The sequence below is a fragment of the uncultured Clostridium sp. genome (genome assembly GCF_947036855.1).
Taxonomy (GTDB): domain Bacteria; phylum Bacillota; class Clostridia; order Clostridiales; family Clostridiaceae; genus Sarcina.
This window is the reverse complement of record NZ_CAMQRY010000049.1, coordinates 1-17,301: the sequence shown is the minus strand read 5'-3', so window position 1 is coordinate 17,301 and position 17,301 is coordinate 1. Positions and strand designations below refer to the sequence as shown.

The 17,301-nt window shown below is 29.4% G+C and carries 16 protein-coding genes; 1 reads left to right on the top strand and 15 read right to left on the bottom strand.

Features of this window, described 5'->3' with window-relative positions:
• Positions 1-215 precede the first annotated feature (215 nt).
• The 7 genes from Q0V15_RS06850 to Q0V15_RS06820 form a co-directional block, all read right to left on the bottom strand.
• Positions 216-1,028, bottom strand: coding sequence for a Fic family protein (locus Q0V15_RS06850; RefSeq protein ID WP_297437319.1), 813 nt, complete (start codon positions 1,026-1,028; stop codon positions 216-218).
• 92 nt (positions 1,029-1,120) lie between these two features.
• Positions 1,121-2,365, bottom strand: coding sequence for a hypothetical protein (locus Q0V15_RS06845; protein WP_297437317.1), 1,245 nt, complete (start codon positions 2,363-2,365; stop codon positions 1,121-1,123).
• A 3-nt stretch (positions 2,366-2,368) separates the two neighbouring features.
• Complete coding sequence (locus tag Q0V15_RS06840) at positions 2,369-2,926, bottom strand: sigma-70 family RNA polymerase sigma factor (protein WP_297437315.1); 558 nt, start codon at positions 2,924-2,926, stop codon at positions 2,369-2,371.
• 151 nt (positions 2,927-3,077) lie between these two features.
• Complete coding sequence (locus Q0V15_RS06835; RefSeq protein WP_297437313.1) at positions 3,078-4,100, bottom strand: ABC transporter substrate-binding protein; 1,023 nt, start codon at positions 4,098-4,100, stop codon at positions 3,078-3,080.
• Positions 4,101-4,122: 22 nt separating this feature from the next.
• Complete coding sequence (locus tag Q0V15_RS06830) at positions 4,123-4,959, bottom strand: ABC transporter ATP-binding protein (RefSeq protein WP_297437311.1); 837 nt, start codon at positions 4,957-4,959, stop codon at positions 4,123-4,125.
• Positions 4,959-6,026 (bottom strand): iron ABC transporter permease, encoded by a 1,068-nt coding sequence (locus Q0V15_RS06825; protein ID WP_297437309.1) that lies wholly within the window; start codon positions 6,024-6,026, stop codon positions 4,959-4,961. The genes Q0V15_RS06830 and Q0V15_RS06825 overlap by 1 nt, the downstream gene beginning before the upstream one ends.
• Positions 6,027-6,193: 167 nt before the next feature.
• Complete coding sequence (locus Q0V15_RS06820) at positions 6,194-6,436, bottom strand: hypothetical protein (protein ID WP_297437307.1); 243 nt, start codon at positions 6,434-6,436, stop codon at positions 6,194-6,196.
• A 266-nt stretch (positions 6,437-6,702) separates the two neighbouring features.
• On the opposite strand from Q0V15_RS06820, the gene Q0V15_RS06815 reads away from it, so the two are divergent.
• Positions 6,703-7,221, top strand: coding sequence for a hypothetical protein (locus tag Q0V15_RS06815; RefSeq protein ID WP_297437305.1), 519 nt, complete (start codon positions 6,703-6,705; stop codon positions 7,219-7,221).
• A gap of 91 nt (positions 7,222-7,312) precedes the next feature.
• On the opposite strand, the gene Q0V15_RS06810 is transcribed toward Q0V15_RS06815, so the two are convergent.
• The 8 genes from Q0V15_RS06810 to katG all read right to left on the bottom strand — a co-directional run bounded on the left by Q0V15_RS06810 (position 7,313) and on the right by katG (position 16,838).
• Positions 7,313-7,879, bottom strand: coding sequence for a Uma2 family endonuclease (locus tag Q0V15_RS06810; protein WP_297437303.1), 567 nt, complete (start codon positions 7,877-7,879; stop codon positions 7,313-7,315).
• A 119-nt stretch (positions 7,880-7,998) separates the two neighbouring features.
• Positions 7,999-8,424, bottom strand: coding sequence for a Fe-S cluster assembly sulfur transfer protein SufU (sufU, locus tag Q0V15_RS06805; protein ID WP_297437301.1), 426 nt, complete (start codon positions 8,422-8,424; stop codon positions 7,999-8,001).
• A 4-nt stretch (positions 8,425-8,428) separates the two neighbouring features.
• Positions 8,429-9,655: a cysteine desulfurase gene (locus Q0V15_RS06800; protein ID WP_297437299.1), complete on the bottom strand. Its 1,227-nt coding sequence runs from the start codon at positions 9,653-9,655 to the stop codon at positions 8,429-8,431.
• A gap of 106 nt (positions 9,656-9,761) precedes the next feature.
• Positions 9,762-10,838: a Fe-S cluster assembly protein SufD gene (gene sufD, locus Q0V15_RS06795; protein WP_297437297.1), complete on the bottom strand. Its 1,077-nt coding sequence runs from the start codon at positions 10,836-10,838 to the stop codon at positions 9,762-9,764.
• Entirely contained in the window at positions 10,838-12,250 is a 1,413-nt protein-coding gene (gene sufB / locus Q0V15_RS06790) for a Fe-S cluster assembly protein SufB (protein WP_297437295.1), read from the bottom strand. The genes sufD and sufB overlap by 1 nt, the downstream gene beginning before the upstream one ends.
• Positions 12,251-12,270: 20 nt before the next feature.
• Positions 12,271-13,011 (bottom strand): Fe-S cluster assembly ATPase SufC, encoded by a 741-nt coding sequence (gene sufC / locus Q0V15_RS06785; RefSeq protein ID WP_297437321.1) that lies wholly within the window; start codon positions 13,009-13,011, stop codon positions 12,271-12,273.
• 516 nt (positions 13,012-13,527) lie between these two features.
• On the bottom strand, positions 13,528-14,394 hold the full coding sequence (locus Q0V15_RS06780) for a type II toxin-antitoxin system HicA family toxin (RefSeq protein ID WP_297437293.1): 867 nt from the start codon (positions 14,392-14,394) through the stop codon (positions 13,528-13,530).
• A 227-nt stretch (positions 14,395-14,621) separates the two neighbouring features.
• A complete protein-coding gene (gene katG, locus Q0V15_RS06775; RefSeq protein WP_297437291.1) occupies positions 14,622-16,838 on the bottom strand; it encodes a catalase/peroxidase HPI in 2,217 nt (738 codons plus the stop codon).
• Between the last annotated feature and the right edge of the window lie 463 nt (positions 16,839-17,301).

Genomic DNA, 17,301 nt, shown 5'->3' with positions numbered 1-17,301 from the left:
CTACACTATAGCCTACACTCTTTCCCTACACGACGCTCTTCCGATCTAAAATAACCCCTCCTAAAAATTCGTTTAAATTATGTATATGCTTAAATAATCATCTTAATTACATATTATTTTAAAACCTAAAAAGCTATTTTAAGATTTTAACCCTAAAATAACTTTCTTCTTATATACAAACTTTAAATCAATTATATAAATTTTAAATCAATCTTCTAATTCACAATTTCTAATTCTATTTCTTGCTCACTTATAAGCTTATAGTAAAAACTTTCTAGATACTTATAACTAGCTTTATATCCAAGTTTTATATTAGTGTAATTTGATAATACTAATGCATCTCTAAAATATTTAGAGTGTTCCTTAAATAAATTATTATTAACTTCATAACCTAAAAAGTTTAAATATTTTATCATAAAAACTGCTACTGTTCGTGTATTACCTTCACAAAAAGGATGTACTTGCCAAATAGCTGACGTAAATTTTGCTATTCTCTTTACTTGCTCTTCTACTGTTAATTTAGCATAATTAATTTCTGCTTCAACATCAAAATCATATTTTAAATAATCTAATAATCCATTATAATCACCATAAGTTACTGACTCATTTTTTAATACAGATTCTTTTTTAGTTATATTATACTCCCTAAATTTCCCTATATAATTATTTAGCGGATATTTAAATACATCTGTAAATAAAATCCTGTGTATAGTTTTTAAATATATAGGACTAAAATTGAAACTTTTATCTCCAAGTATTTTTACAATCCTAGTTGAAACAATATCACATTCTCTTTCATTTGCTATAACTTCATCATCAGTATTAAGTGTTGAATAATATTTATTAAGGGCTTTTTCTATATCATCAGTACTTTTACCTATCTCATATGACTGCTTACTTATTTCTAATAAATACTTAGATGGAAGTAAATTATCAACTTTATTTAAGCCAATTGCAACATCCCATATTTCTTTATAACTGTTATCTTGTACTTTATCATAAGTACCTTCTAAACCCATATTCTCCATAATATCCTCCACTATTTCATTTATTATATTACCTTAATTATAGCATATTTCATTATTTTTTATTCACTAACCTATCTCCTACAGCTAACTTCCTAATCAAGTTTAATACTCCAATCACCTATTGCTTCAATACCCATACTAACAATTTCAAAATCTAACTTTCCTGTAAGTTTTTCTTTTAAAGTTAAATCTTCTCTTTCTATACTAATTTCCCCTTCTGTTCCATCACCAAACCCAATTGCACCAGCTCCATTTCTACTCAGCCTCGCAATAACTCCTTTTATATTATCATTACCAAAGTTTTCACTTCCAATAATAATTTTATACAAATTATCTTCTCTTTCAATAGATTTAATTGTAATCTCACCTAAATCATCTATTTTTACACTTTCATTAATCTCAATTATCTCTCCTTCTTTTGGAAGTTCTAACGCTTTCATATCTTTCTCTTTTATACTATATCCAATCTCAACTTTACTAATATTCATATAAGCACCTTTAACATCATCTGTAAATTCAAATTCTATCGAACTTCCAGAGTAAGATGAATATTCTTTCCTTAATCTTCTACCACTACTATCTACTATTTCTATATCATCTTTGTATATATTAGATACATAACTTTTTCCATTACTATCAATTGCTACACTATCCCAAATAGGTACATAAGTTTTTCCATTCATTTCATAAGTTTTAACTCCAAGAATAATTCCACTACTTTCTGAATATTCTCCAATTTCTTTATAATCATTAACTGTTTTAACCTTTAATAAATTAATTTCTTTACTCTCACCATCTATAACTAAATTAAACTTTGTCATTCCTTCATCAATATTAAAAGTAAGTGATATATATGAGTTTTCTCCTCCACAACCAACACCTTCATATAGGAAATTAACTCTCTCGCCCTCTTCATTTTCTATATAAATATAATCTTCATTTATAAGTTTTTCATCCCCTGCATTTACCCAAAGACCTACTTCTAAATTGCTATCTGTAATTAAAATATTTTTAACTATGGTATCTTTATAAATAATAGGTTCCATAATCTTATAAATATCTTTATTATTTGATGATACTATACCTGTACCCTCAGTATAAAAATACTTATCTCTTATTTCTGATATAACAGGCTCTGCAAATGGAATACTTACAAGAGCTATACTTGCTACCATAACAGCTATTTTCATTTTATTACTTTTCTTTTTTCTACTATTTCTAAATTTCTTTTTAAGTCTACTCTTACTTAATTCATCTAAATCATTACTTTTAATATCCTTTGTTACTTCAAAATCCATATCATTAAAAAGCTCATATATATCCTTATTATCATCCATCTCCTACACCTCCATAACCTTTTTATAATCTTCTTTAAGCTTCTTTCTAGCTCTACTCGTCCTAGTATCAATACTGCCAACACTTAAATCCATCAAAATCGCTACTTCTTTACTTGAATAACCTAGAATAAACCTCATTGAGATAATCTTTCTATCTATATCTGAAAGAGTATTTATAAGCTCTATCGCACTTTTATAATTATTATTTTCTATCATTTCATCAAGAGGACTTCTTGCTCCCTCACAAATTTCTTCATTCAAAATTGTTTTATATACTTCTTTACTATGCTTCCTATAATAATCAATAGCTTTATGTCTACTTATAAGCCCAATCCAACTTTTAAACTTCTCCACATCACCATCAAACTTCAAAGCATTATCCCAAACAGCCATAAATACATCATATATACATTCCTCAATAACACCATTATCACAAATATTATATAAAATTTTCCTGCAAACTGAATTTACTATATAACTATAATTATCTATAACATATTCCAAAGCTTTTTCATCTTTCTTTTTAAGCTTTTTGATAAAATTTTTCTCACTCACCCACATATCTCTATCCCCCTTGCTCACTCTCTACACCTACTATAACGAACCTTCTCTTAAAATCTTACACTATTTTCAAAAAATTATTATTTTGCACATAAAAATAGGACTATTTTTTCAAACAATCCTATTTTTAAAATACTTATTCTATTATTTCTTACTTCTGCCCATAGAACATTTCATTCATTTCTGTTATAGCTTTTTCACTTCTTACACCTGGTGATAAATCTGCAAGTGGCATCACAAAGAAGTTATTATTTTTTATAGCATCAACATTTTTAAGTCCTGGATGTGATTTTAAGAACTCAATTTTATCAACTGCTTTATCTCCTGCCATAAATTCTGTTACAAGTATTACCTGTGGATTTTTTTCAACTATACTTTCAAATGATACTGTTTCATAAGTATTATCTAAATCTCCATATATATTATTACCACCTGCAAGAGTTATAAGATTATTTGGAAGTCCTGCCCCTACTACCATTGCATCTTTCTCTCCTGAGTCATATATCATAACATCAATCTTATCTTCATCTTTTATATCTTTTAAACTTTCGGTAACTGTTGCTATTTTAGCTTTCATATCTTCTATAACTTTTGCTGCTTTATCTTCTACATCAAATATTTTTCCAAGTGCTATAAAATCTTCATATACAGTTTCTACTGTTGCATCACCTGCTAATGATTTTAAAACAAATGGATATACTCCATCTTCTGCTAAATCTTCTGCCGACCCTGTTGTTTCATTTGTTATAGACATTTCCCATCCTGAAACAAAATCTGGGCTAAGTGCTACAAATGCTTCCTTTGAAATAGAATGTCCCTCACCTATTTCAAGTTCTGGAACTTTATCATAAGCTTCCTTAAACTGTGGTAAAACTTCATTATCTAAAAGAGCTGTACCAACCATTCTATCTCCAAGGTCTAATGCTAAAAGCATTTCAGTCATAAACTGAGATAGTGTAACTGCTTTTTGTGGAGCTTTTGTAACACTTACATCTACCTTAGATGTCCCATCATTATATGTATATGAATATAATGTTCCCTCTGCATCATTACTTTGCTCAGTTTCAACTTTTCCACCTTCTTCTGTCTTCTCATTTGCACCACAAGCCATAAAACTTCCTGATGCTAGTACCACTGATAACCCAACTAATAATAATTTTATTTTTTTACTCATAAAAACTCCCCCTATTTTTTAATTAATGTTTATGTTTTCCTGTATATGACTGTCCATGTACATGCCCTGTTCCCATTCCATTTATATGCTCATGTTCGCTTAAATAAAAAATATGCGCCTCTCCTGTTATTGGATGCTTTCCTATGTGACAATCTATATTAAATATCTGCTTTATCATTTCCTTAGTTAAAATTTCTCTAGTTCTTCCACTTGCTATAACTTGCCCTTTTTGCATTATAACTATATAATCACAGTACATTGTAGCCATATTCATATCATGTATTGCTGCAAATGTTGTTATTTTAAGCTTTTTAACTATATCCATAATTTGAAGTTGATATCCAATATCTAAATGGTTAGTTGGCTCATCTAATACTAAAAAATCTGCTTTTTGTACAAGTGCCCTAGCAATTAAAGTTCTTTGCTTTTCCCCACCTGATAAACTATTAAAGCTCCTGTCTGAAAATTCTTCAAGCCCAACTTTTTTAAGCATTTCACAAACAAGATTCATATCACTTTTTGAATAATCTTCAAATATAGACTTATATGGATATCTTCCCATTTTCACTATATCTTCAACCTTAAAATCAAACTCACTAGAACTTTCCTGTGCAAGGACAGCTACTTTCTTTGCAATCTCTTTTGGACTCATACTTTGCATATTAAGTCCATCAAGTTCTATCTCTCCAGACTTTGGCTTATATATTCTATAAATATTTTTAAGAAGAGTAGATTTACCCGAACCATTAGCTCCAATAATTCCAACAAACTGCCCTTCTTTTATTTCAAGTGAAACCTTATTTAATATCTTTTTATTATCTATATAAAAATCTAAATCGTTTACTCTTAGTTTATTCATTAATTCTTACCTCCAAAGGAATAATTATTTTTTCCTATAAGCCATAAGAAGAATGGACCACCTATAAGAGCTGTTATAATCCCTATCGGAACTTCTTTTGGTGCAAAGATTACTCTTGCAATTACATCTGAACCAATTAAAAAAGTTGCTCCAAGAATTACAGATAAAATTATAAGCTGCTTATGATTGCTTCCTGTTATAGTTCTAACAACATGAGGCACTATAAGTCCTATAAATCCAATTGCTCCTGTAAGTGAAACAACTATCGCTATTAAAAATGTTGATGATAATAAAACTACACTTTTTATAAGTTTTACATTCATCCCAAGCATCACTGCACTATCATCTCCAAATAATAATAAATCAAGTGATTTTGAAAGCATTATAGATATTATCAGAACAGTAATTAGAGCTACTAAAGGTAATAATATAACATCCCACTTAGCTCCACCAAGACTTCCCATAGTCCAAAACATAGCTGATTTTGCTTGATTTGAATTTTCTGCTGAATAAATCAATAGATTTGTAATTGCTGAAAAAATAGTCGATAGGGCAAGTCCTGATAAAACAAGCCTAGTTGTAGAACTTGTTCTTCCACATTGTGTACCTATTAGAAAAACTAAAACTCCACAAAGTATTGCTCCCATGAAAGCTCCACCTATAATACTTATTCCTCCAAGAACACTTCCACCTATAATAATTACAGCAACGGCTCCTGCACTAGCTCCTGATGATATTCCAAGAATATATGGATCAGCAATAGAATTTCTTGTAACACATTGCATTAATACTCCACAAAGTGCTAATGTCCCACCAGTTATTGCAGCAAGTATTACTCTTGGAAGCCTTATCTCCCAAATAATAGCTGAAACTGATGCCTCTATTTCTCGTCCTGATAAATTTATACCAGTTACCTTTTCTACTAAAAACTCATAAACAATGCTAGGTTTTATATTTGTACTACCAAATGCTACACCTAAAATAATAGTTAAAACTAAAATAGCTGAAAATATAATCAGCCAAAATATAAATTTACTATATGATTTTGTATTCTTTAAATTTTTCATCTCACACTCCTCAGCAGACTAATTGCAAATCAATTACAAATAGATTGCATTTTATTAACTACTAACATTATAACAAATGATTACTATAAATCAATTGATATGTGATTATCAGTTATTGTCTTAAAAAATAAGAGTACCAAAATACTCTTACTTTCTTATATATCTAATTAATGTTTATGATTATGCTCTGTGCATCCACAGTGACAAACTTCTGTTGCATGTTTATGCTCATCACACCCACAAGCACATTCTTCATGTACATGTGTATGAACATGATTATGCTCCTCACATCCACAATGACAAACTTCTACACCATGCTTATGCTCATCACATCCACAAGCACACTCCTCATGTGTATGAATATGATTATGCTCTTCACATCCACAATTACAAATCTCTTTATTACTCATAAAAACCCCTCCTTTTACCATTTATAACATAAGAATACTTTATTATTCGTATGTAGTAAATCTATTTTTCAATATTTTCCCAAAATTAACACAACATTTACAAATTTTATGTTTTTTTATATTTATCTGAATTATATATATCTTTTACATTTATAGATTTATCACAGAATTACAACTATCGCCTAAATTTAATTAACAAAACATATTTTTACAATTATAGTTTTTTATTGTAAAATATTCTTATATAACTAAAAGGAGATTTTTTTATGGACTTAAAGAAAATTAACATAACAAAGAAATTTTTTATAATATTTATACTTATCTTTATTTCAATATCAATTTACAGTGTTCCTGTGAAGATAAATAAATCTTATAATGGACTAGCTATAAACTATCTAACAAATGATGTCTTACATGATAATGTAGCAATAAAAATAGATGCTAAACTATTTAAATTTAATACTCTTAAAGGATTTCAAGTTCAAAAGCTTTTAAATGGACTTATAACTCTTGGTGATAAGTCATATTATTTTTCTGCTACAAACACTAGAGATAAATTTGCTGATAATAAATATATTGCACATATTGAGCTTCAAGTTCCAAGCGAAATTAAAGGAGCTGCTAGTACAGTACATACTCTTATACTAAATTTATCAGAAGATTTAAATAGTATCTTAATAAACCATTCTCATGGCCAAGAAGATGATGAATCTGTATTTTTAGATATTGTAGCACCTGCTAAAAATATCACTGACTATAAAGAAATAAATAGACTTTTAAATTAATTTAATAAAATACAAAAGGTTCTATAATTGCAATTAGCATTATAGAACCTTTTAACATTTATCTTACTTCTTTAAATTTCACTTTATTATTTTATAAAAAATCAAACACGTCTTTAAGCTCTAAAGAAAAATCCTTAAACTCTAAACTTTCATAGATATCTCTAATATCATAAGATCTATTTAAATAATATGTTCCTTCTTCCGTTAAAGTATATTGCTGTATAGTTCCTTCTTGATATACAAGATTATATTCCTTTACTCTAAACTTTGCATATAACTGCATTTTAGTTATTGTATCAAGCGTTGCATTACTTTTTGAAACAACCTCAAATATAAGACTTGGAATAGTTAAAAATGATTGACCTTTTTTCTCAAAATCATCATTCCCATCTTTTTTACATACAACAAATACATCTGGCTTAACTCTGTCTTTTCCCATAATTACTTCTATCTGCTCTGAAAAAACGGTGCAAGATTTCTTTTTAAGATAAAAAACTAAATCTGCTACTATATTACCTGTAATTATATTGTGATTTATTGAAGTAAATGATTTAGCATAAATATAACCATCTATATATTCTAAAGGATGTTTTGCTATTTCTTCTTCCTCTAAAAACTCTTCTAAAGTATATCTTGGTTCTAGTTCTTTTATTCCCATAAATCCACCCCTTATTTCTACTTATTATTACCACAATTATATCATATATACAGGTATGAAAAATAACACTCACTAATTTCTTAGTAAATGTTATTTATTATAATCTTTAAATCTTAGGTTTATTTTTTCATTATTTCATCAAGAGTGTGCCATGCAAGTACAGCACATTTAACTCTAGCTGGCATATTTGAGATATTTTGAAGTACCATTGCATCTTCTAATGTTTCAAGTGTTTCTTCATCTTTTATATCTCTTTTTATCATACCAAGGAAAGTATGAATAAATTCTTTAGCTTCTTCTTTTGTTTTTCCTTTTACAAGATCAATCATCATTGAAGTTGAAGCTTGTGATATTGCACATCCTGTTCCAGTAAATGCAAGGTCTGAAATTTTATCACCATCATATTTAACTTGTATTTCTATTTCATCTCCACAACTTGGGTTATGACCTTTTTCACAGGCATCACACCCAAGAATTTCTCTTCTATTTCTTTTTGACATATTGTGTTCCATTATTAATTCTGTATAAACTTCTTGTAAATCCATTATATTACATCCACCTTTTAAACATATTGTGTATTTTTTCAAGTCCCTCTATAAGCTTATCTACATCTTCTTTTGTATTGTAGAAGTATAGACTTGCTCTTGTTGTTGAGTTAACATCTAGAAATCTCATTAGAGGCTGTGCACAGTGATTTCCAGCTCTTACAGCTATATTATAACTATCAAGTATACTAGAAACATCATGTGGGTGAACTCCTTCCATTTCAAATGAAATTACGCCCTCTTTTAAATGTGCATCACTTGTACCATATATCTTAATATAAGGTAATGCTTTAAATTTTTCAAGTGCATACTCTGTAAGTTCTTTTTCAATAGCTTCTATATTTTCCATTCCTATTTCTTCAAGATAGTCTATTGCAGCTCCAAGTCCTGCTGCTGCCCCAACATTTTGTGTTCCACCTTCAAATTTATAAGGAAGTGGTGCAAATGTAGCTGTTTCCTCATGTACATATTCAACCATATCTCCACCAAACATATAAGGTGGCATATCATTTAGTATTTCAGCTTTTCCATATAAAACACCAATCCCCATAGGTCCAAGCATTTTATGTCCTGAGAATATCATAAAATCTGCATCAAGTTCTGTTACATTTACTTTTCTATGTGGAACCATCTGTGCTCCATCTATAATAACTTTTGCTCCATTATCATGGGCAATTTTTATAATCTTTTCAATTGGATTTTTAATTCCTAGTACATTTGAAACTCCTGTAACACTTACAAGTTTTGTTTTTTCTGTAATTTTAGAATTAATTTCTTCATCTGTAAGCTGACCATTTTCATCAACATACATATACTTTAGGATTGCTCCCTTAGCTCTTGCAACATTTTGCCAAGGAATTAAATTTGAATGATGTTCTGCTATTGATATAACAATTTCATCACCTTTTTCTATAAAATTCATTCCATAGCTCATAGCAAGAAGATTAAATGCCTCAGTAGAGTTTTTTGTAAATATAATCTCTTCTACTTTTTCTGCACCAATAAATTTTCTAACTTTTTCTCTAGCACCCTCATAAACATCTGTTGCTACCATAGAAAGTTTATATGCCCCTCTATGAGGATTAGCATTCTCCTGCTTATAATATTTTTCAACAGCTTCTATTACGCTATAAGGTTTTTGAGTAGTCGCACCACTATCAAGATATATAACTCTCTTTCCATCTTTTTCTAAAAGTACAGGGAAATCTTTACTAAAATCTCTATTTAACATTTAAATTCTCTCCTTTTCTAACTTTATAATATTTAGCATATAGCTGTATCAGAGCTATATATACCTAAAGATACATTGATACAGCTACATAAAAATACTATAAATTTTAAGCTAATCTATTTTTGATATAAGCTAAAATTTCACTTTGAATATCTTCATGGCTTATCTTATCAACTATTGGGTTAAATGCAGCATTGATTATTAAGAATCTTGCCTCATCATATGAAATCCCTCTAGTCATTAAATAAAATAATTTATTCTCATCAATACTTCCTGATGAAGCAGCATGCTCACCTGAAACATCATCTTCCTCACAAAGTAATAATGGAACTGATCTTGATCTTGCTTTATCTGATAAAAGCATACAGAATTCTTCTTCTACACCTTTACTCTTTTTAGCACCCATTTTAAAATCAAGTGTACCTTTAAAGTTCTTAACTGCTTTATCTCTAAGAGCTCCTTTAACATCCATATTTGCAACAGATTTTTGACCTTTGATTGTCATAACATAATTAAGGTCTATTTTTTCACTATCTGTTCCTATATAAACTGATGATAAGTCACCTTTTGAACCATTTCCAAGAAGAATTGCTTCATAACTTGAAACTGTATTTTCTCCACCAAGGTCAATTGCAATAAAATCTACCTTAGCATTATCTAAAACTTCTGATATATTTGAATCAAAGTTATTTACTTTACTTCCAAGTATATTTACTTTTGAAACTTTCACCTCAGAATTTTTACTTGCAAATATTCTACATACTCCATTATGGTATCCAACAAGACTTTCATCTGATGAATATTTTATTATAATATTTGCCTTTGAATTTTCTCCTGCAAATATAACAATATTATCTATAAGTGTTGAGTTTGACTCATCAAATTTAAAATCAATTACTATATTTTCAGAAATTATAGCATTATCATCTATTTTAATCATAAGTCCATTTGTAAACTCTCTTGTAGCTTCATCAAGCAATCTATCTGAAACTCCGTATTTAAGTTCATTAAAGTCTTCATTTCCAACTAAATCAGAAACTGCAGCTCCTGTTACACCATTTAAATTTATATTAACATTTGTAAATCTATCTATTGTTAACTTCTCTATATCAAGAGAAATCTCATTAACACCTTGTTTATTACCAGTTCTAACTGGAATCTTATTTAATTCTTTAAATTTCATTATCCTATACTCCCTTCAAGCTCAAGAGTAATTAGGTTATTCATTTCAACAGCATATTCAAGAGGTAACTCTTTTGAAATTGGCTCAACAAATCCTCTAACTATCATAGCTTTAGCTTCTTCCTCACTAATTCCTCTACTCATAAGATAGAATATAGCATCATCACTGATTTTACCTATCTTAGCTTCGTGGCTCATTTCTACTTTATCAGTAGCAATATCAATAACTGGAATTGTATCTGATTTTGAAATTTCATCAAGCATTAAAGACTCACATGAAACTGTTGATTTTGAACCTTCTGCATTAGCATTAATCTTTACAAGACCTCTATATGTTGCATTTCCACCATCTTTAGCAATTGATTTAGAATTAATTGTTGATGATGTATTTTTAGCAGCATGAATTACTTTTGCACCTGTATCAAGGTTTTGACCAGCACCTGCAAATGAAACTCCTGTGAATTCTGACTTAGCATTTTCTCCTCTAAGTACACTTGTTGGGTAAAGCATAGAAACTCTTGAACCAAATGAACCTGAAACCCATTCGATTGTTCCATCTTTATCAACTAAAGCTTTCTTAGTATTAAGGTTCATCATATTTTTTGACCAGTTTTCTATTGTTGAATATCTAAGAGTTGCTCCTTCTTTAACAAATAACTCAACACATCCTGCATGTAAGTTTGTTAAATTATATTTTGGTGCAGAACACCCTTCTATAAAGTGAAGACTAGCATTCTTATCTACAATAATCATAGTATGCTCAAACTGACCAGCTCCTGGTGAATTAAGTCTAAAGTATGATTGAAGTGGAATATCAACATGAACTCCTTCTGGTACATAAACAAATGATCCACCTGACCAAACTGCTCCATGAAGTGATGCAAATTTATGATCATTTACTGGAACACAAGTCATAAAGTACTCTTTTACCATATCTTCATGCTCTCTTAGTGCTGTTTCCATATCTGTATATATAACACCTTGTTCTACAAGTTCTTTCTTGATTGAGTGATATACAACTTCTGAATCATATTGTGCTCCAACTCCTGCAAGTGAATCTTTCTCTGCCTCTGGAATACCAAGAAGGTCAAAAGTTTTTTTGATATCTTCTGGAACTTCATCCCAAGATTCTGCAAGTTTACCCTTTGGCTTAACATAAGTAACTATCTCATCCATATTAAGTGCTGATAAATCTGGTCCCCATGTTGGCATATCCATCTCATTATAAACGTTTAAAGCATTTAATCTGAAATCCTTCATCCACTTTGGTTCATTTTTTTCATTAGAAATTGTTTCAACAACCTCTACTGTAAGTCCTTTATCTGTTTTGTAACTAAACTCATCTTTATTTTTAACATCATAGATTCCTCTGTCCATATCTTCAAGCTGAGTTCTTTTTTTATTATCTGTCATTTTAAAAATCTCTCCTTTGCTTAATTTTTGAACTGTTCAAATCCATTCTCTTGTATTTCTTTAGCAAGCGATGCATCACCTGTTTTAACAATTTTTCCATCAACTAAAATATGAACATAGTCAACATCTAAGCTATCAAGGATTTTGTTATTATGAGTGATGATTAAAACTGCATTATCTTTCCCTGCATACATTTTAATTCCTTCTGAAACTATTCTAACAGCATCAACATCTAGTCCTGAATCTGTTTCATCAAGTATTGCTAGTTTTGGATTTAAAGCAAGAAGTTGTAATACTTCATTCTTCTTCTTTTCTCCACCTGAGAATCCAACATTTAGGTATCTTCTAAGATATCCTTTATCAATTTTTAAGCTTTCACTTATTTTTTTAAGCTCTCCGCTGAACTTTAAATATCTAACAGCTTCTCCTGTAATAGAAGTTTTAGCTGTCTTTAAGAAATTCTCAACTGTTATCCCTGGAATCTCTTCTGGTGTTTGGAATGATAAGAATAAACCTTTTCTAGCTCTTTCATCTGTTTTAAGACCTGAAATATCTTCACCCTCGAAAAGTATCTCTCCAGAAGTTTGTGTATATCTTGGATGACTCATAAGTGTATTTGCAAGAGTTGACTTACCAGCTCCATTTGGTCCCATAATTACATGAATCTCACCCTTATTTACTGTTATATCTAAACCTTTTAATATCTCTTTATCATCAGCCTTACTTTTAAGACCTTTAACTTCTAATAATTTTTGCATTATAAAACTCTCCTCCTATTAACTCCGAAAAATCCCTATCAAAATACTCTGAATTGAAAACTTATTTCTAGAATTAATTAATAATATATATTCAAACAACTTAATTTCTAATTATATAAAACCTATTTGGCTTTATCCTATATTTATAGTTTTCGTCAAATCTATAAATCTCAAACAGACTAATTCAAATTTTTTAATTAATCTTATATTTATATTCTACTATTTTTATCGGAATTAATAAATAGCAAATTGAAAAAAATATGATTTTTTTAATAATAAGTATTAATTAGTAGTAAATATAAGCTATTTCACTCTAATAAAGCTTGTGTTTTCTAAAAACAAAAGGTAAATATTTCATACTATTACATATATATTTTTTTATATCTGTTTTTTCAGCATTAAACTTACTAGTTTCATTTAAAATTGAACACACTAAAAAATCTACAAATAAAATTAATTGTAGATTTTTAATTATTTATCTGATATCTATTTCTAAACTACTAATTATATCCCAAATATCTATATATCTATATAATCAATACTTTTTAATATTCTAATTTGAAGTCCCTTTCCAATACTTCTACCTTGTGGAATAACCACCACATTTCCAATGCTATTTATAAAAATCCCATGATCTCCACTTTGCCTTTCTAAAATATATCCATTTTCAATTGCTACTTTACTTATTTCTCTCCATGACCTATCTTTAAATGACTTATCTATATTCCCTTCATTTCCACATATTTTTTCCTCAGTTGTGTGTATCTCTTGCTCATATGATACTTTCACATATTCTAGTATTCCATTTGTAAAATTCGAAACACACTCTGTAATGCATTCCTTCATATAAAAATAAACTTCCATAAGCATATATCTAGTTCTATTAACTATACTTGGAAGGACTGCTCTACTATATAACTCAACTGCTGGAGCTGACTTTTTAAAATATTCAGCATACCCCACTCTATAATCATCTTCATTAACTTTTGCACTCTCAACAATTTTTAATACGTCATGTAAAATTCTATTTGTTTCAATACTTAAATTTTTATAGATTTCTACTCCTTCAAATATATTGCCATCTAAATCATTTTCATCACTCTTAGCAAGCCAATTGCATATCTCGTAAGAATGTTTACCACTAAATATTTTTTCTTGTGCATCATTATAAAGTTTATTCATCTCTTCAAACTCTATATTAAAATCATCAAGAATATTATTAACAATTTCTAAAATCCTATTATTATTAATCCTTATAGCATTTTCACAAAGCTCCTTGTAGACTGTCTTATCATCTTTATTTTTATTAATGATATCCTTTAGCCTAGAAAGAGAAATCCTTCTAAAATCTTTTTTATTTTTTGCTTTCTGTTTTTTTCTAGGCATAAAATCTCCTTTCTACAAGTTAAACTAATTCTTCTAACTACATATATATTCTTCTAACTCTTTATTTAATGATTATATAAGAAAATATTTATATTAGGTGTATATAATTATATTTCTTTCAACATTAAAAACTGCAAAAAAAGTCCTTCTATAAGTATCATCTACCCTAGAAGGACTTTTCCCATATATAATTTTTTTGTACTTTGAAAATCTATTTTACTAAATAATTATATTTTATCTTTTTTTATATCAAATCTATCTGCATTCATAACTTTATTCCAAGCATTAACAAAATCTTTTAAGAATTTTTCTTTAGAATCTGAACTTGCATAAATTTCTGCTATAGCTCTAAGTTGAGTGTTTGATCCAAAAATCAAATCAACTCTAGTAGCAGTCCATTTTTCTTCTCTAGTTTTTCTATCAACTCCAACAAACAGATTTTCATCATTTTCATTCTTTTTCCACTCTGTTGCCATATCAAGTAGATTAATAAAGAAGTCATTAGATAAAACTCCTACATTATCAGTAAGCACTCCACTTTTTGACTCTTTATAGTTAATACCAAGAACTCTCAGTCCACCAAGTAATACTGTAAGTTCTGGTGCTGTTAAATTAAGCAATTGTGCTTTATCTACCATTAATTCTTCAGCTGAAACACTATAATCATCTTTTAGATAGTTTCTAAAAGCATCTGCAACTGGTTCTAACACTTCAAATGATTTAACATCAGTTTGCTCTGCTGTTGCATCTGTTCTACCTTTAGTAAATGGAACTTCTAAACATATTCCACTTTTTTCAGCAGCTATTTCTATTCCTACATTTCCAGCAAGAACTATTATATCAGCTAAACTAACTTTTTTACTACTTTGTTTACTATTAAACTCTTCCACTACTTTTTCAAGTTTTAAAATTTTTCTTTCAAGTTTTCCAGGCTCATTTACTTCCCAATATTTTTGAGGAGCAAGTCTTAATCTAGCACCATTTGCACCACCTCTAAAATCACTTCCTCTAAAAGTAACTGCACTAGCCCACGCTGTTGAAATAAGTTCAGATACTGAAAGCCCTGTATCTTTTATCTTAGCTTTTAACTCTTTAACATCATTTTCATCAATACTATCATAATCTGCTTTTGGAAATGCATCCTGCCAAAGGAAATCTTCTTTTGGTGCTTCTGCTCCTAAATATCTAGTTTTTGGTCCCATATCTCTATGTGTTAATTTAAACCAAGCATTTGCAAATACCTTTTCAAATTCATCATGATTTTCATGGAATCTCTTAGATATTTCTAAATAAACAGGATCCATTCTAAGTGCTAAATCTGCTGTTGTCATCATAGGTGCATGAGTTTTTGAAGGGTTATGTGCATCTGGAACTAGCTCCTTAGCTTTAGGGTCAGTTGGCATCCACTGAAATGCTCCTGCTGGACTCTTAACTAAATTCCAATCAAATCCAAGTAAAGTTTCAAAATATCCAGTATCCCATTTTATAGGGTTTGGAGTCCAAGCTCCCTCTATACCACTAGATATAGTATCTTCTCCCTTACCACTTCCATGTGAACTTATCCAACCAAATCCCATTTTTTCAACTGAAGCTGCTTCTGGCTCTGCACCAACATGAGTAGCATCTCCTGCTCCATGACATTTACCAAAAGTGTGTCCACCTGCTACAAGTGCTACTGTTTCTTCATCATCCATTCCCATTCGCTCAAAAGTTTCCCTAATATCTTTAGCAGATTCAATTGCATTAGGCTCTCCATTTGGACCTTCTGGATTAACATATATAAGCCCCATCTGAACCGCTGCAAGTGGATCTTCAAGTCCTTTACCTTCATGTCTATTATCATCTAACCACTCTTTTTCTTTTCCCCAGTATGTGTCTTCCTCTGGCTCCCATATATCTACTCTCCCACCTGAAAAACCAACCATCTCAAGCCCCATAGACTCAAATGCACAGTTTCCAGCTAGAATCATAAGATCTGCCCAAGAAATTTTATTTCCATATTGTTGTTTAATAGGCCAAAGAAGTCTTCTTGCTTTATCTAAATTAACATTATCAGGCCAACTATTTATAGGTGCAAATCTTTGATTTCCAACATTTGCTCCTCCACGCCCATCTCCAGTTCTATAAGTTCCTGCACTATGCCATGCCATTCTAATGAAAAAAGGTCCATAGTGTCCATAATCTGCTGGCCACCATTCCTGTGATGTATTCATCAAAGTTTTTATATCTTTTTTTATCTCACATAAATCTAATTTACTAAATTCTGCGCCGTAATTAAAATCTGCATCCATAGGTGAAACAGTTTTGCAGTTTTGGCTTAATAATTTTAAATTTAATTGATTAGGCCACCAATCTTTATTTGAATTTCCTTCACTTGCTATCCCCTTTTCATCACTAGTATCTTTTCTTACTTTTCCTGTAAAAGGACATTTCATTTCTTCCATTAATAATTCCCTCCAGTTTTAATTAATATAATTTACTTATATAGTCCCCTTTAATATCTCTTATTATTCTATATTTTTCTCCACTTTTTGTGTAAACATTTTTGTTTGTAATTAAATTTACTAAAAAGAATGTAAATTAAGCGCTAAAAAAACTTACAATTATATTTTTATTTATGTATTAAAATAAGCTACCTATATTTATATCCATAGATAGCCTTCAAACTCTTTATTCATAACATTGTTATTAAAAACTTAAATCAATAAGCCTTGAAAATAACCAAATTAAATATATTAGTATAAGAACAATAAGTGTTGTATTTGACTCTAAAGCATATAAAAAATCACTTCCTGTTTTACACTCTTGTTTTACATCTAAAAAAACAATAATAGAATATATAATTATTAATACACCTATACCATAAATTATAATTTTAACTACCCCCAAACTTTAAAGCCTATATTA

What these genes read in the sequence shown, in the direction of transcription:
- Q0V15_RS06850 (WP_297437319.1), bottom strand. Translation starts at nt 1,028, where the DNA reads ATGGAGAATATGGGTTTAGAAGGTACTTATGATAAAGTACAAGATAAC.
- Q0V15_RS06845 (WP_297437317.1), bottom strand. Translation starts at nt 2,365, where the DNA reads ATGGATGATAATAAGGATATATATGAGCTTTTTAATGATATGGATTTT.
- Q0V15_RS06840 (WP_297437315.1), bottom strand. Translation starts at nt 2,926, where the DNA reads ATGTGGGTGAGTGAGAAAAATTTTATCAAAAAGCTTAAAAAGAAAGAT.
- Q0V15_RS06835 (WP_297437313.1), bottom strand. Translation starts at nt 4,100, where the DNA reads ATGAGTAAAAAAATAAAATTATTATTAGTTGGGTTATCAGTGGTACTA.
- Q0V15_RS06830 (WP_297437311.1), bottom strand. Translation starts at nt 4,959, where the DNA reads ATGAATAAACTAAGAGTAAACGATTTAGATTTTTATATAGATAATAAA.
- Q0V15_RS06825 (WP_297437309.1), bottom strand. Translation starts at nt 6,026, where the DNA reads ATGAAAAATTTAAAGAATACAAAATCATATAGTAAATTTATATTTTGG.
- Q0V15_RS06820 (WP_297437307.1), bottom strand. Translation starts at nt 6,436, where the DNA reads ATGAGTAATAAAGAGATTTGTAATTGTGGATGTGAAGAGCATAATCAT.
- Q0V15_RS06815 (WP_297437305.1), top strand. Translation starts at nt 6,703, where the DNA reads ATGGACTTAAAGAAAATTAACATAACAAAGAAATTTTTTATAATATTT.
- Q0V15_RS06810 (WP_297437303.1), bottom strand. Translation starts at nt 7,879, where the DNA reads ATGGGAATAAAAGAACTAGAACCAAGATATACTTTAGAAGAGTTTTTA.
- sufU (WP_297437301.1), bottom strand. Translation starts at nt 8,424, where the DNA reads ATGGATTTACAAGAAGTTTATACAGAATTAATAATGGAACACAATATG.
- Q0V15_RS06800 (WP_297437299.1), bottom strand. Translation starts at nt 9,655, where the DNA reads ATGTTAAATAGAGATTTTAGTAAAGATTTCCCTGTACTTTTAGAAAAA.
- sufD (WP_297437297.1), bottom strand. Translation starts at nt 10,838, where the DNA reads ATGAAATTTAAAGAATTAAATAAGATTCCAGTTAGAACTGGTAATAAA.
- sufB (WP_297437295.1), bottom strand. Translation starts at nt 12,250, where the DNA reads ATGACAGATAATAAAAAAAGAACTCAGCTTGAAGATATGGACAGAGGA.
- Q0V15_RS06780 (WP_297437293.1), bottom strand. Translation starts at nt 14,394, where the DNA reads ATGCCTAGAAAAAAACAGAAAGCAAAAAATAAAAAAGATTTTAGAAGG.
- katG (WP_297437291.1), bottom strand. Translation starts at nt 16,838, where the DNA reads ATGGAAGAAATGAAATGTCCTTTTACAGGAAAAGTAAGAAAAGATACT.